The sequence below is a fragment of the Megasphaera paucivorans genome (genome assembly GCF_900103535.1).
Lineage (GTDB): Bacteria > Bacillota > Negativicutes > Veillonellales > Megasphaeraceae > Megasphaera_A > Megasphaera_A paucivorans.
Genome location: NZ_FNHQ01000018.1, coordinates 1 through 15452, shown reverse-complemented (window position 1 = coordinate 15452; position 15452 = coordinate 1). Strand labels below are relative to the sequence as shown.

Here is a 15452-nt window from a genome sequence, read left to right as displayed (position 1 = left end):
TTTATTTAAAAATCCATCTTTTACGTGATAAATAATTCCAAACAGTAACAATCGCACTCGCTATAATTTTAGACACCATCGGATTTAATCCAAAAAAAGCGGGTGATGTAAAAAAATACATCAGCAGCAAATTCCAGCACAATCCAATCGTACTAACAATGAACACCAACGACAGTTCCGCTCCCCGTTGATGACGGCTGCCACTTTCAAAAACAAAGATATTACACAAAATGTAATGGTATAATGTTGATGAAGCAAACGCCATTGTAGTCGCCGCCAAAATAGTTTCCGTCTGTAACGAAAAAATAAGCATGCTCGAAAGTCCCTTAAAGAATAAATAAAAAAGTCCCCATTCTAAAAGTGCTGCGGAGCCGCCAACTACAAGGTATAACGATAACTTCATATATTCATTATTTGTGTAATCAAAACCAAAAATTACCTTCTTTCCCATGCTTCCTCCCTTGATCCTATAATAATACCTATACATTATTATAGGCTATATGCCATAGAAATTCCATATTTTTAAAAATTTATGCTATCCTATTTTTTTAAAAAGCATTATACTAGTATTTATAGACATGTATTTTACAGGAGGACCGTTTTTATGGATCAAATTTATACAGTAACATTTAATCACCACGATTATCCATTGTCAATACACAATTTAGACGATGATTTTGGTATTGCTCTTATCGATTTGATACATCAACCTCAAATGATGCGGGATGTAGCCGTGGAAGCAAATCGGTATATCAATAAAAATATCGGCAATGATATCGATATTATTGTTACACCCGAATGCCGATCTATCACTTTAGTTACCGCTTTAGCATTAATGAACGGCTGTGAAATCGTTATGTTGCGTAAAGCGTTGAAAACCTACGAAGAAAATGGCTTATATTGGTCTGTCCAATGTAAATCGATGACATCCAGTCACCCTTCAAATTTATTTTTAACAGAAGAAAAAGCGGCACTAATGAAAAATAAACGTGTATTAGTTCTCGATGATGTAGCTAGTACAGGAAAAACCTTCATTGCAATCCACAGTTTACTTAGCCAGGTCGAAATAAAGGCTGATTTTTTTGCAATTTTCAACGAAGATTCTGTTAAGGAATCCAATTTTGCCAGCCTGCCATCTTATTATTTTTTAAAAACATTACCTATATTTACAAAATAACAAGCACTTGGGGAGATGCTGTAAAAGGAGGCCCTATAATATGAAAAAAATTGGTTTTATCGGCACAGGCATTATGGGACGCGGCATGATCCGCAACCTGATTAAGCAGGGATATGCTGTATATGTATATAACCGAACTCGTTCAAAAGCACTGCCTTTGACAGAAGAGGGGGCAGTTTGGTGTGATTCTCCAGCAGAATGTGCCAAAAACAAAGATGTCGTAATTACAATGGTTGGATACCCTAAAGATGTAGCAGAAGTATATTTTGAAACAAACGGAATCTTTACAACCGTTAAAAAAGGCTCTTATCTCATCGACATGACAACAACAAGTCCCAAATTATCAGAAAAAATATACGCAGAAGCCGCTAAACGCGGTGTATTTGCACTTGATGCACCCGTTACCGGTGGTGATACCGGTGCTAAAAATGGAACACTTTCCATACTTGTCGGCGGTGACGAAAAGGCATTCAAAGACTGTCTGCCCCTTCTTCAAGTCATGGGAAAAAATATTGTTTACGAAGGACCTGCCGGAGCCGGACAACATACTAAAATGGTAAATCAAATCATGATTGCCGGTACTGTGGCCGGAATGTGTGAAGCTATTTGCTATGCACAAAAATCCGGATTAGATTTACAGCGTGTACTTGATGGCGTTAGCAAAGGGGCTGCTGGTTCCGCTCAGGTGGATTCCCTCGCTCCGCGAATTCTACAGGGAGATTTTCAGCCTGGTTTTTATATTAAACATTTTATTAAAGATATGCGAATTGCTGATGAAGAAAGTTCCTCACGAGGTCTGCACCTAAATGTTCTTAACGAAGTTCTTGATATGTATTTAAAACTTATGGCTGACGGTGAAGGAAATTTAGGAACACAAGCTTTAGTTAAATATTATGACGATGATGATCCGTACTAATAAAGCAATAATCAGATACTTTCTTTACTATATGCATTTCATACTGACGGAATTACAATAAAAGCTCTGCGCAAATACGCAGAGCTTTTATTGTAATTCCGTCAATTCATCCACATACTGCAACTCATTACTTTTTAGGTTGGGCATTTGGATGATTCTGCTGATAAGAATCGTTTTGTGCAATGACATCTAGGAATACAAGCGGTTCCCTGCTGTTATTGGCAAGTGCATGAGATTGACCTGGCCTGGCAATGGTAATATCACCCTTGGAAACTTCAGTTTTCACACCTTTTTCATCAGTAAAAACACCATGTCCAGATATAATAATATAGGTATCTTCATTAACATAATGTTTGTGTGACCCAATGGATGCACCCGGCTTTAATGTCATCCACCCAATTTCCTTAATAGCTTGTTCTGGTGCAGCTGCTGTACGAATAAAGGCAAATTTCCCATACAGAGTACCTTGTCCGCCCGCAACTTTTTGTTTATCCAAAGTAATCAGCTGTTCTGCTTTGTAACATTGCTCATCTGCTGCAACGGATGTTTTTTGCGGAACTGCCGCCGCAAATGCAGTTCCTGCTGCTATAATGGAAAACGCAGTTATCGCCACTACCGATTTTTTTAACATCCCTACCACCCTCTCAAGACCACATATATATCCAGACTATTTTAACTTAGCCTCTACATCATTAGTAATATCTTGTGCGGTGCCGAATACGACCGATCCTTTAAGTACAACATAATCTAAGCCTTTTTCATCTTTAACTTCCTGTGTTTTAGTGATAATATCCTTTTCCAATGGACCAAACAGATTAATGCGATCCTGGTTCAATTGTATGTTGAACTTTCGGGCCAATTCCTGTTTATCCTTATCCGTCGCCTGTCCTTTAACCTGGGAAGCAAAGTCCGCATTCGCCTTCTTCACATCCGACTGCCATGTTGCCGAAGCTTTTGCAAAATCAGGATGCTTTTGCAGCAAATACCCCATATCAACAACACCTAAACCCGCCGCCATTGCCCCTGCAAAAACACCAAAAGTCATTACTCCAGCTAGGGCCATTGTTACTATTTTTTTTCGCAAATTCATTTGAAGTCCCTCCTTATATTAAAAAGTATTTGTTGATTTCCATTTCGTTATTCATTCTGGCCCGTTAATGCTAAACATTCTGTACGCACAGAATCTTCACAAGAGCGCATGGCAAGAATCGTTTTTTCAAATAATTCCGGCAATTCCCATCCAAGAAGCTTGGCTCCCTGTGTAATAACATCTCGGGAACAACCCGCCGCAAAACTTTTATCTTTAAATTTCTTTTTTAAACTCTTTACTTCCATATCCTTGGTACTCTTAGATGGCCGCATTTTTGCCGACGCCCAAATAAGACCTGTCAGTTCATCTGCTGCAAACAATACTTTTTCCATTTGATGTTGTGGTTCAATGTCAACACAAATGCCATATCCATGACAACAAACAGCACGAATAAATTCATCGTCAGCTCCGATTTCCGCAAGAAGTTCTGGGGCTTTTTTACAATGCTGTTCCGGATACTGCTCAAAATCCACATCGTGCAGCAATCCGACAAGTCCCCAAAAATCCACATGATCGCCATATCCAAGTTCCTGGGCATACCAGCGCATTATTCCTTCAACGGTTAATGCATGCATGATATGAAACGGTTCTTTATTATATTTTTGAAGTAGTGTCACTGCTTCCAATCTTTCCACATTACCAACTCCCCCTGCATATGATACATTTTATTATACCATATTTAAAATTTATATTATATAAAAATTATACAATACTATTATTAAGCTTAAGTCTAAAAAGAGATTTTTTTTCCAATCTGTTCATTCGAAAATCTTCAACGACCTGCATAAAATCGGGACGATGCACCGGATTATCGACAAATCCAAATAAATGGGACGGGCAAGAACAATCGGTGCTTCCAAAACGATCAATTCGCCAATCAGAAATATTTTCTACAGCGTACGCTATATCGTGTTCTAAATCATCTGCTGTACGAACAGGAATAACTGCTGTAACAAGTGCTTTTTGCCGCAGGTAATCAATATGCCAATGCATCCGTTTGCGAAGATGCATATGCCGAGCCAGGCGTTTTGACAAATTACGCCGGGCTGAGCCAACATACACGTAATACCCCTTCGGAAATGGGTGACACCCCTGAGCACCTATAACAATATCCATATCTTCCTTTAATTGTAAAATCAACATATAATCGCCTTGATCATGGTTTTCTTGCTCTAATATTTGTTCTGGATAGGATAAACTACCGACAACTTGCGGTGTTATAAAAGTTCTGTCCCAGCGTAAAGATACTGCTTTCCAATCAAGATATGGTGCCGATTCGTAAAATGCATTGGCAAAATCCGGATCGGTATGGTAATCCGGCAAAAACCATCGTGCCCTATCCCATTGAATAATAAATAATATTCCCGCATGAATTCCAGCTTTTGCTAATTGTGCCAAATGCAGCACATGACGTTTTCCTCGTTCCGTTACAGCATCAGGAAACATTGCCGCCGTTTTGCCAAATAACGTACAGGATTTAACTTCCAAATAAAAACGCTCATTACCACATTCCAGCAATAAATCAAATCGACTTGACCCGACAGTCACCTCTCGTTGTAATAGATTCCATCTTTCCCATCCAGGAATTCGCTTTTCTGTAATAAGATGTGCTGCCACATCATTATTATATTGTGTATCGAGTAAAATCGGTACTCCATCCCGTTCAATTCCAATCACATCATAGGCTGTTTTACGCTCTTTCTGTACTGCCCGGCGTAAATATACAGCAGCTCCCGGATACAGTAGTTCCCACATTCTTCCTGGATTCGGCATATGACAATATATAATCTCGTGATTTATTTTAATACGGCAAACAAATCGGTTAGGCCTGTCGACAAAAAGACCTTGAGACAAGGGACTATTGTTTTTCATAACACTCCTTCTTTTCTTTGCTGTAAAAAATGGTATAATGCTCCTGTCATGCCCGCTTCCTTCTGCAATCTTGCAAAAGATACATATGTATGAGAAAAAAACGGAGGCAAAACCTTATGCTGCAATGCATCAATTAAACGCGGTTTAATATATCTCCGTTGTTCCATGATGCCACCTCCAATAATAATTTTCTCAGGATTTAAAACATAACAAATGTTAGCAATACCCGCCGACAAATGATCTATCATCCGATCTATCGCCGTACTGGCAATACTATCTCCCGACTTAGCTAAGCGAAATATTTTTTTACCATCAATAGACGATACCGGTATATTTTTGGCAGCTGCCACCGCCTTTACCAATGCGGTCACCGATGATGCTGCTTCCAATGTTGCCGAACCGCCTATTTTAAGATATCCAATTTCCCCTGCACTATTAGATGCACCATGGAGCAATTTACCGTCTATAATAATGCAGCCTCCTATCCCAGTTCCCACCATTAAGCAAAATAAGGAAGAAGCATTCTGTCCTGCACCCAGCCAATATTCGCCCAATCCTGCAGCATTCACATCATTTTCTACACTGCAGGGAACATGAAAAGTATGTTCAAGCAATGTCTTTAATTTAGTACCTGTATAACCCGGAAAATGATCTGCCGCATAAATAATTTCTCCCGTATCCGGCTGTACTATTCCTGCAGAAGAAACCGCTATGCCGCAAATAACATGTTCTGCTTGATATTTCAATACAATATTAATCAGTTTTTTTAACATTTGTTCCGTACCTTTTTCTTTAACTTCTGTGGGCATACTCTGTATATCATAAAATTTTCCCGATTCGTTCGCTAATCCATATTTAATAGTTGTTCCACCAATATCGACACATACATAATACATAAACGATTTCTCCTTGCCTGTCAAAGTATCTGACATAAACATCCATTCACTATTACATTTTGCTTACATAACTGCGTTCTGCTGCCGGTATGTCGTTCCAATCAAGTGCATTAACTTGTATATTGTGTTTTTTCGCCCATGCCGCTGCAATGCCTACCGCTTCACCTATACTCATGCAAGTCGGCTGTATCCGCATGGAAGCTTCCAAAATAAAACAGACAGAAATACATCTCACCATCGTACGATAGGGAATTTCATAAAACTCTCCCGACGTCAAATATTCGCCGACTTTTTCGCCATGCGCATCAATGTACCACGCAGTACGTGCAACCGCATCAGGAAAACGTTGATGATTTCGTTAATGTCTTCAACTCCCTGTGCTCTGATAGCAGCAGCACCTCCCATTTTAGCTGCCATTGCCATACGTCCCATAATGAAAGAACTATGCAGTGGTTCGTTAGGCAATGCCTGACAGGAAACAATAAGTTTATTTTTTATATCTTTCAACATATGTCACACATCCTTATCCCCCCGTTTATGTTGTTCTTATTTCAATACGTTTATTATACTACATATCATAAAATCGCGAATATATTTTTCTTTTTATACAACAACAGCAATTGATATATTGTATACACCAATTGCTGTTGTTAAACATTTATAATATATTTTCTTTTTTATTTTTCACTTATATTTTATACTATAAAAATAAGATTTATAGTATAAATAGGATTGTTATATTCTCCTAGTAAAGTGAGTGATGTAGATGATATGGAAAACAAGTATATGTCTTATAATCTGTATCGCAAACACCGTATCTGCCTCTGCTTGTACTCTTTTTGCCGCAACCGGTGCTCCATGGGTAAAGGGCGGTGGCACGCTCATCGTTAAAAATCGAGATTGGCAGCCGCAATGGCAGGAAATGCGACTTATCGAAGATAGCCCCTATCGTTATTACGGTATTTTCGCCGGTGATATGAAAAAACGTTCTCTCCGCGGTGGTATAAATGAAAAAGGACTTGTCGTTTTTTCTGCTTCTGCTTCTTCTATCCCAAAGAAAGAACGAAATCAGATGCTTCATGCCAAGCAATCCCTTTTAAAGGTAATGCTGGGAGAATGCAGTAATGTTGATGAAGCCTTATCTCATAGAGAATTATTTCTAGGTCCAAAATTTATTCTTTTGGCAGATGCTGATAAAATAGCAAGTATCGAAATTGCCGATAACGGAAACTATAAAATAAACATACAGCAGAATAATATATTAGCTCATACCAATCACTATCTTGACCCCGATTTACAGAAATCCAATATAACTATCGGAAAATCAAGTCTCACCCGATACTCCCGCATCAACGAACTTCTCCAAACAGGAAAACCACCTTATACATTGTCAGATTTTATCGCTTTCAGCCAAGATCGCCATGACGGTCCCGATAATAGTATCTGGCGGACCGGCAGCACCCCGCGTGCAATTCAGACATTGGCAACATTCGCTGTATATATTCCAAAAGACAAAAAACCGGAGCTATACGTAAAAATACGTACCGCTCCGGATGAACAGGGCCGGGAAACATCATACACTATTACCGGCAATGAGCTGTTCCCTCAAAAACAAATGGATTCCCCCGATGCAATCTTAATAAAAATTCTACAATTTATAAACCAATGGATATTTCGGATTTTCGGATAAAAATTTATTCATCCATCCATTCCCCTTCAAATGAAACTGCCGCCGGTCCGGTCATATATACGTTGCCATCTTCTTCGTTATATTCAATATGAAGAGTCCCCAAATATAAATTTACATCAACACTGCGACCTGTAAATCCATTGAGATAGGATCCCACCGCACAAGCACAAGACCCCGTACCACACGCCAGTGTTGCTCCTGCTCCGCGTTCCCACGTGCGAACTTTTATTGTTTTATTATCAACTACTTGAATAAAATTCATATTAGTTTTACGTGGAAATAATGGATTTGTTTCAAATTTTGGTCCTAATACAGGTAAGTCAACAGTATCTACATCGCGCATATATGTCATCGTATGCGGGACTCCCATTAAGAGACTGGTTATTTTATAGACTGTTCCGTCAATATTAATCGGTTCATCCACAACCGGCCCCGCAGGTCCGTTCATTGGAATGAGCGCACGGTCTGTAAATGGTTTCCCCATATTGATTGTGACAAGGCTAACTTTGCCGTCATTCCCAATAATGACCTCCGGTTTCATGATACCGGCTAATGTTTCTATGGTAAATTGCTTTTTATCAATGATTTGATGGTCATAAACATATTTAGCAAAACACCGAATTCCATTGCCACACATTTCAGCTTCACTACCATCGGCATTAATAATGCGCATACGCACATCAGCCTTATCGCTTGGTACAATAACTATAATACCATCAGCACCAATACCTGTATGTCGATCACAAAGCTGCACTGCCAACTGAGAAAAATCTTTGCCAGACCCATTTTTATCTTCAAAAAAAACAAAATCATTGCCTAAACCATGCATTTTAACGAATTTCATTAATTTGTTTCCCTCCATACCAGCTATGACATAATTTCTTTACGATTTCTATTATACATAACCGAAATTGGTAATTATATGAAAATAATGCTATAATTATTGCAAATCCTGTCATATCGAGGAGGCTGTTATGTATCAAAAAATAGGCTATCTTGCTGAACAATTGCGTTTATTTTATATTTCAGACCGTACAGATCAAAAATTTCCTTATCATTATCATGATTTTGACAAAATTACTCTTTTTTTTCAAGGCGATGTGCAATATGAAATAGAAGGAAAAACATATTCGCTCCAGCCTTATGATATTGTTCTCGTACAAGCAGGACAGCTTCATCGTCCAATTGTCCACAACACGGCCAACTATGAACGCATAATAGCCTACTTGTCTCCTATGTTTTTTGAAGTGTACCGCAAGCAAGGCTGCGATTTATCCTGCATATTTAGTGAAGCTCGTTCCCATGTTCTTCGGCAACCTCAAGAAGTCAGCAATATATACGGAATTTCATGCCGCATACGCCAAGCCTTTAATGAAAAAAAAGAAGATAGTCCTATTTTACAGCAAACTCTTTTTCTGGAGTTCATGCTTTTCCTGGCTCGAGACGTCCGTGAACATCACATCGGTTACGTCAAAACAGGAAACCAAAATGGTAAAATACAAACTATCATAGAATATATAAATACACATCTGACAAATGACCTCTCTATCCCAGACATTGCCTCTCTTTTTTATATCAGTCCCGACTATCTTATGCATCTGTTCAAAAATGAAACAGGGTATTCTTTGGCAAATTATATTACAACCAAACGACTTCTCCTTGCGCGCAATCTAATTCAACAAGGATTTCCTCTTACAACAGTCTGCTATGACAGTGGTTTTCGAAACTACTCTACCTTCTATCGCGCTTGGAAAAATCTTTTTCGAACTTCTCCACGCCAGGGAACAACGGGAGATATAGGAAAACCCAAAATAGTAGATTAAATCCAGACATCGTTCATATTTTCTAAATAACGAAAAATAGATTAGCCTGTTGAATTTTTTATGTGGTTCATAACCATATATGGTTTACCTTGAAATTCACTGGTATTTATCGCTTACGAAGAATCCATTCCAAACCGCTTTGCGTATAATTTAAAATTTTTTCATTAGGAAAAGATATTTCTTCAATTACTTTTTGTGCTTCATCCATTCGCCCTACATCACACCAAATGTGTGCATCACTTCCCATAACTATATATGAATGATGTATTGCCGCCTGTTGAATCAAAATACGCCCCCAATGCCTTCCGTTTTCCCTGGCTGAAGAATCTAATAGAGAACTGTTATTGAGTTCCAACGCTACTCCAAAACTGGATGCGGCTTGTACAACTTTTTCGTAATCCATAGGATACCGCCCATCATCAAGATGTCCTATAATTTTTACCCAAGGATTTTTCATTGCGCCAATAACCGCTTGTGTATTTTCTTCTGCTGATCCCGGCTGAATAGAGTGAGAATGAAGACTTGCAATGACATACTCCATTTCTCTCATAACCTGACCTCCATCTAAATTTCCTTCAAAATCAGTAATATTGACCTCCATTCCTTTTAAAAGACGGATACCGTTTACACTTTTTGGGAAAATACGATAGTTTTGAAAAAAAGTTTTTTCTGCACTGCCCGGCATTCCAGGGCTATGATCAGATGTTCCCATTGCTATGAGCCCCTTTGCTTTAGCCGCTGCCAAATTTTCTTTCAACGTACTATATGCATGTCCACTGGCAACGGTATGGGTATGCAAATCAAATAATGATTTTACTGGCAATTAAGATACAGCTCCTCTCCTATGGCATAATTTTCTTCTGTCGGCGCATATACATTAAACATGTTTTCCTTACAAGATACGACATAATGAATTTCCCTGCCTATATATTGCTTTTCCTTAATAATTCCAGCCAATCCGCTGCCACTTCGAATAATATGAAGTTGTTCCGGTCGAAGTGGACATATCTGCTGTTGATGAAAAATATCGGCGATGTCTCCTTGATAAAACAATTTACCGTCGGCAGAATGAAATGAAGTCCCTTGCCATTCACCTTTAATAAAATTACATCTTCCAATAAACGCAGCTGTAAAGGGTGTCTGCGGATGAAGATAGATTTCCTCTGGTGTTCCTATCTGTTCTACACATCCTTTATGAAGTACCATAATCCGATCAGATAAAGAAAGTGCCTCTCCCTGATCATGCGTAACAAAAATCACAGTGGTACCGATCAATTGATGAATACGCCGAATTTCTTTTCTCATAGAAACACGTAAGTCAATATCTAGTGCCGAAAGAGGTTCATCCATAAGAAGCAGAGACGGTCTTGCGGCAATGGCTCGTGCCAAAGACACCCGCTGCCGCTGCCCCCCCGATAGCTGATGCGGATATCGCTGCTGCAACTCCGTAAGTCCGGTTATTTCCAACGCATTTTCAACGGCTTTTTCCTGTTCTTTCTTTGATCTCCACCGGCTGCTTCGACATTGCAGCGGAAATTCGATATGCTGTCTAATGGTCATATGAGGCCATAAAGCAAAGGACTGAAACACCATTCCCATGTCTCTTTTTCCCGGCGATACAATTTTTCTGTTATTAGAATATAAAACATCATGTAATAAAATTTGGCCTTCTGCCGGTTTGATAAAACCTGCCAAAATTTTAAGGAGAGTAGTTTTTCCACAGCCGGAATGGCCTAATATGGAAAGGAATTCCCCCTTCTGAATAATAGCAGATACGTTATCCAGTACTTTTGTATGTCCATAATTCATAGAAATCCTATCAATAACAAGACTCATTGCAATCATATTCCCCTTTTTGTATACCATTCTTCAAAAATCTTCTGTATCCCTAATACAATTGCTATTATAATAATAAGAATAATGGAAACAGCTGCCGCTAAATTATAATCCCCCCCTTGCTGCAGATTAAATATAGCAAGACCAATTGTTTTAGTAGAAGCAGAAGACATAACCGAAGACATGGTAAGTTCTGTAAATGCTGACAAAAAAATAAAAAATGCGCCTGATAATGCCGGCGCCACCAATTGTGGCACAATAACAGCAACCCACATCCGAATATACGAACTTCCTGATATTAAAGCCGCTTGCTCCGATACTTCAGAAATGGTTGCAAACGCAGCGGCACTATTTTTAATTTGAATAATCATATACCGTGTCACATATCCTAAAATAAGAATACTATACGATCCATATAGGCCTGTATTGATTCCGGGAACAGGTTGAGACCAATAAAAAATAAGTGCCAGCGCCAATACGATTCCCGGGACAGAGTACGTTATAGAAGCACATTGACTTAAAAACACAGCTGCCCTGGAATGATCCCGTACCAAAAAATAAGCAATCAATGTTCCCATCCCCAGACAAAGAACCATCGCCGTTCCCGCCATAAAAAAACTATTACATACTGCTTCCCTCAACCCATTATTTGTAAAAACAAAATAATAATTATCCCATGTTAAATTAAATGGAGTCGCAGAAAGTATACTCCCTGTCACCATTGCATTACCTGCCATATAGATAAAAGGAATAATGCTGAACAATGCCAGTACGAAAAAAATTCCCCCCTCTATCAACTGCCGCTTCTTAGAAGAAAATGAAATACGGATAGCATAATCTTCTTGTGCATTTTCCATAATTTTTTCTTTATGACTCATCATAGACGCTAAACCAGCTCCGCTTAATGCAATGCCCGACAAAATGACAGATAAAACGGCTCCATAGGCAAATGAATCAGGTCCAAAACTTATTACTTTCTCATAAATATATGTACTTAATACAGGAATATTAGAAGAAATTCCCAAAAAAGCAGGAACCGCAAAATTATCTATATCTGCCAAAAAAGCTAATGCAGTACCCCCGGCAACAGCTGGCATAACCATTGGTAAATCTATTTTAATCAATGACTTCCATACGGGACACCCCGAAACCTGAGCTGTCCATCTTGTTTCCAGCGGCACCTTTCGTAACATATGTACAACTGCCGCATAAACAACTGAAATATGGCAAATTCCCAGTACAACAATAATTCCTCCTGCAGAATATAAATTGATAGGAGATATGCCTATCTTTTCCAATACCATCGACAAAAAACCATTAGAAGCGGTTAATTCCGTCCATGACAAGGTTATCACATATGCAGGAATCACAAAGGGTAAAAACACCAATAATTCAATGATATTTTTATGCCGTAAATTAGTATATGCTACAAAAAATGCTGTAATAATACCTCCAGCCGCAGAAATGAAAGATGCCGCAAATGAAATATATACCGTATTCCAAATAGCTGCTTCTGCTCTTATATCAGTAATCAAAATTTTATATTGCGCAAATGTCCAAGTTTGGGATTCTGTCGATATAGAAAGCAAAATAAGCCGTATTACCGGGAACATAAACAAAAACAATGCAATGGTTCCTATCAATAAATTTTTTAACGATATTGAAAAATTTATATATTTTTTTATATTCATTGAAATAACACCGTAAATTTTTGTTTATCTACATCCCTGTTTTTAACTATTTCCGTTATATTTCCAGCTAGAATCTTCATCTCATCAATAGATTTGAATCCTTCAGGCACTTGTATCCCTTTACGAATCGGTGTATATCCTATATCTGCCGTTATTTTTTGTCCCTCTTCAGAAAGAACAAAATCCTCAAATATTTTGGCTAAATTTTCATTAGTTGAATTTTTAACTACCCCAATCGGTTCTGTAATGACCGGTACTCCTTCGGATGGATAGATAAAATCTACTGGAGCTCCCTTGGCCTTTGCCCGTATTGCCATATAATCTACAATAAGCCCTATCCCTTTAGTTCCTTCACTTACAGCATTTAAAACATTCCCATTTCCTTTATCTACCATGACATTATTATCTTTTAACCCTTGATAAAAATCCCACCCCAACCCAGACGTACGTGTAAGTATCGATAAATTATACGCTGCTGCGCCAGAATAAAGCGGACTAGGTATAATTTCCTGATTTTTATATGCAGGAGCCAGCAAGTCTTTAAAAGAAACTGGCGGCTGTTTTATAATATTCGTATTATATATGATACCCGTAGCCATTACTTTAGTACCTACATAGGTATGATCCTTATCCACTAGTTCTGCCGGTATATTTTTAGCTTCCGGTGATTCATATGCATCCATAATATCTCGTTTTTTTAGTTGTTCAAATATCGCCGCATCAGAAACCAGTACTACATCCGCTTGAACTTTTCCCATCTTTTTTTCAGCCATAATTTTACTCACAATTTCTTCAGTGCCTGAGCGGAATACTTTTATTCTTATATCGGGATATTTTTTATTAAATGAAGCAATTAATTTTTGTGCATCTGCCTCTGGCTGTGATGTATATAAATTAACCTCCCCCTTAGCTGCTGATGAATTATTCGTCTCATCACTACCGCAGGCGGTTAAAAGAATGGTTGCCGTAACACAGCATGTTAAAAGAACTATCATGTTTCTCCATTTTATCTTCATGTTTTTTTTCAACTCCTAAATATGATAAAGCATTATGGAACACCGATGATGCAGGTGATATATCCATTCCTTCCAAAATAAAAGGAATGTTATATGAAGATAATTCCTTGACTATCTCCGGTAGATTGAAATCTCCTGCTGCCATATCCGTTATATGCCGTTGTATTCCTTTTTTATTACTCAAATGAAATTCACTGATTCGTCCGTTTAACACCGCTGCTGTATGCAGTATTTCTTCCGTACTATCACAATGCGCAATATCTTCTGTATATTTCCAGCAAATGGCTTTATTGCCAGCTGCTTCCATGCGATAAATTGCCTCAACGGACGTAACACGTTCTTTTGGTATTTTTTCCATAATTTCAAAAGATGCTGTAGTTCCCTGACCTTGCGCAAACCTGCCCAAACTGTTCGCAGATTCGGCTAATAACAAATCATAATCAGCCCCGGGCATACAAAAAAGCTCTTTCCCCGGATGGATCGTTACTTGTAAAGAGTTAAGATAGGATGCTAATTCTATCGCTTTTTTAGTTAAATGAACCGCAACCGATCGCTGTGAACGATTTAAAGAAAGCAAATTAATATCCCAACTGTAATTATGTATTGTTGTATGTAATCCATAATATCTGGCAGCACGACGAACTTCTTCTGCGGAAATTTTGTTGCTTTCCAGTTGCTGCGCCCATATCTCAATTCCCCCCAACCCATAAGTTTTTGCCAGACGAAACCATTGTTCAGAAGAAAGTGTCCAAAACAATGTGGATGATACAAATAATAAAGATGTATCCATACGTTCCTCCTTTCTTGAAAATAATTCAACTTATATACATACTAACCAACCTTTGTAAAAAAAATGATATAAGTATGTAAAATACCTATAATATATGAAAATCCTCTTATTTTAAGGTATCTTAAAATAAGAGGATTTTCATATGCAATTGTATTACATATTTTTCCCTAATTAATTTTATCTATTATTTGAACTCCTTTTAATAGATGCTTGTTTTCTGTTATCTTTCCACTTAATATATTTGCAGTTGCCGCATGATTAAGTTCAACTCGAATCCGTCTTGTATTATAAATCATAGGCTGCCGTATTTGTATAACTATGAATACTTTTTTTAATATGGCGAATTGTCAAGTCAAGTGCGACAGTTCGTGTAAAAAGACTTCAATAGCAGATTTCCAACCTAAACATTTTCGTGGTCTTGAATTAATCAGAAATACATTGTGTATGAGTTCCTTTTCGTCTACGAGAGAAAGATCGGTCTTCTTAGGGTAAAATTCTCTGAGTAATCCATTGGAATTTTCATTGCTGCCCCGCTGCCAGGAACAATAGGGGTCTGCAAAATACATGTCAATTCCTAGTTTTTCTTTTACTGATTTATAACAGGAGAACTCTTTTCCTCTATCTGTCGTTGCTGTTTTAAAAGCGTTCAAGGGTA

General features: G+C 38.1%; 19 protein-coding genes. 4 read left to right on the top strand and 15 right to left on the bottom strand.

Annotated elements, in window-relative coordinates; translation table 11 throughout:
- Position 1: 1 nt before the first annotated feature.
- The gene (locus BLR11_RS08940) at positions 2-451 is read right to left on the bottom strand and encodes a GtrA family protein (protein ID WP_091650942.1); all 450 of its coding nucleotides are present in this window, start codon (positions 449-451) and stop codon (positions 2-4) included.
- 153 nt (positions 452-604) lie between these two features.
- On the opposite strand from BLR11_RS08940, the gene BLR11_RS08935 reads away from it, so the two are divergent.
- Together BLR11_RS08935 and BLR11_RS08930 are read left to right on the top strand one after the other, a co-directional pair.
- Positions 605-1177, top strand: coding sequence for a phosphoribosyltransferase family protein (locus BLR11_RS08935; protein WP_176762934.1), 573 nt, complete (start codon positions 605-607; stop codon positions 1175-1177).
- Between the two features lie 40 nt (positions 1178-1217).
- Complete coding sequence (locus tag BLR11_RS08930; RefSeq protein ID WP_091650937.1) at positions 1218-2093, top strand: NAD(P)-dependent oxidoreductase; 876 nt, start codon at positions 1218-1220, stop codon at positions 2091-2093.
- 127 nt (positions 2094-2220) lie between these two features.
- Here BLR11_RS08930 and BLR11_RS08925 read toward each other — a convergent pair whose 3' ends face one another.
- From BLR11_RS08925 to BLR11_RS08895, 7 genes are all read right to left on the bottom strand, one after another.
- On the bottom strand, positions 2221-2724 hold the full coding sequence (locus BLR11_RS08925) for a cupin domain-containing protein (RefSeq protein WP_091650935.1): 504 nt from the start codon (positions 2722-2724) through the stop codon (positions 2221-2223).
- Between the two features lie 36 nt (positions 2725-2760).
- Positions 2761-3183, bottom strand: coding sequence for an OmpH/Skp family outer membrane protein (locus BLR11_RS08920; RefSeq protein ID WP_091650930.1), 423 nt, complete (start codon positions 3181-3183; stop codon positions 2761-2763).
- A 47-nt stretch (positions 3184-3230) separates the two neighbouring features.
- Complete coding sequence (locus BLR11_RS08915; RefSeq protein ID WP_091650928.1) at positions 3231-3818, bottom strand: hydrolase; 588 nt, start codon at positions 3816-3818, stop codon at positions 3231-3233.
- A gap of 67 nt (positions 3819-3885) precedes the next feature.
- A complete protein-coding gene (gene sfsA / locus BLR11_RS08910; RefSeq protein WP_091650923.1) occupies positions 3886-5055 on the bottom strand; it encodes a DNA/RNA nuclease SfsA in 1170 nt (389 codons plus the stop codon).
- A complete protein-coding gene (locus BLR11_RS08905; RefSeq protein WP_091650920.1) occupies positions 5052-5951 on the bottom strand; it encodes an ROK family protein in 900 nt (299 codons plus the stop codon). The genes sfsA and BLR11_RS08905 overlap by 4 nt, the downstream gene beginning before the upstream one ends.
- A 52-nt stretch (positions 5952-6003) precedes the next feature.
- Positions 6004-6261 carry an FAD-dependent oxidoreductase gene (locus tag BLR11_RS08900; RefSeq protein WP_091650915.1) on the bottom strand — a complete coding sequence of 86 codons (258 nt, stop codon included), beginning with the start codon at positions 6259-6261 and terminating at the stop codon, positions 6004-6006.
- Positions 6225-6461 (bottom strand): beta/alpha barrel domain-containing protein, encoded by a 237-nt coding sequence (locus BLR11_RS08895; protein WP_218118759.1) that lies wholly within the window; start codon positions 6459-6461, stop codon positions 6225-6227. Before BLR11_RS08895 ends, BLR11_RS08900 begins: the two co-directional genes overlap by 37 nt.
- Before the next feature lie 256 nt (positions 6462-6717).
- Here BLR11_RS08895 and BLR11_RS08890 point away from each other — a divergent pair, with 256 nt between their 5' ends.
- On the top strand, positions 6718-7641 hold the full coding sequence (locus BLR11_RS08890) for a carcinine hydrolase/isopenicillin-N N-acyltransferase family protein (protein WP_091650911.1): 924 nt from the start codon (positions 6718-6720) through the stop codon (positions 7639-7641).
- 4 nt (positions 7642-7645) lie between these two features.
- Here the strand turns inward: BLR11_RS08890 and dapF are convergent, their stop codons facing one another.
- Positions 7646-8485 carry a diaminopimelate epimerase gene (gene dapF, locus BLR11_RS08885; RefSeq protein WP_091650908.1) on the bottom strand — a complete coding sequence of 280 codons (840 nt, stop codon included), beginning with the start codon at positions 8483-8485 and terminating at the stop codon, positions 7646-7648.
- A 130-nt stretch (positions 8486-8615) separates the two neighbouring features.
- On the opposite strand from dapF, the gene BLR11_RS08880 reads away from it, so the two are divergent.
- A complete protein-coding gene (locus BLR11_RS08880; protein ID WP_091650906.1) occupies positions 8616-9464 on the top strand; it encodes an AraC family transcriptional regulator in 849 nt (282 codons plus the stop codon).
- Positions 9465-9570: 106 nt separating this feature from the next.
- On the opposite strand, the gene BLR11_RS08875 is transcribed toward BLR11_RS08880, so the two are convergent.
- The 6 genes from BLR11_RS08875 to BLR11_RS08850 form a co-directional block, all read right to left on the bottom strand.
- A complete protein-coding gene (locus BLR11_RS08875) occupies positions 9571-10287 on the bottom strand; it encodes a phosphatase (RefSeq protein WP_091650903.1) in 717 nt (238 codons plus the stop codon).
- Positions 10278-11330: an ABC transporter ATP-binding protein gene (locus BLR11_RS08870; RefSeq protein ID WP_218118758.1), complete on the bottom strand. Its 1053-nt coding sequence runs from the start codon at positions 11328-11330 to the stop codon at positions 10278-10280. Before BLR11_RS08870 ends, BLR11_RS08875 begins: the two co-directional genes overlap by 10 nt.
- The gene (locus BLR11_RS08865; protein WP_091650901.1) at positions 11306-12991 is read right to left on the bottom strand and encodes an ABC transporter permease; all 1686 of its coding nucleotides are present in this window, start codon (positions 12989-12991) and stop codon (positions 11306-11308) included. The genes BLR11_RS08870 and BLR11_RS08865 overlap by 25 nt, the downstream gene beginning before the upstream one ends.
- On the bottom strand, positions 12988-14007 hold the full coding sequence (locus tag BLR11_RS08860; RefSeq protein ID WP_091650898.1) for an ABC transporter substrate-binding protein: 1020 nt from the start codon (positions 14005-14007) through the stop codon (positions 12988-12990). Before BLR11_RS08860 ends, BLR11_RS08865 begins: the two co-directional genes overlap by 4 nt.
- Positions 13928-14797 (bottom strand): sugar phosphate isomerase/epimerase family protein, encoded by an 870-nt coding sequence (locus tag BLR11_RS08855; protein WP_091650893.1) that lies wholly within the window; start codon positions 14795-14797, stop codon positions 13928-13930. The genes BLR11_RS08860 and BLR11_RS08855 overlap by 80 nt, the downstream gene beginning before the upstream one ends.
- Before the next feature lie 347 nt (positions 14798-15144).
- The coding region (locus BLR11_RS08850) for an IS30 family transposase (RefSeq protein ID WP_143006421.1) at positions 15145-15452 on the bottom strand (308 nt) is incomplete at its 5' end.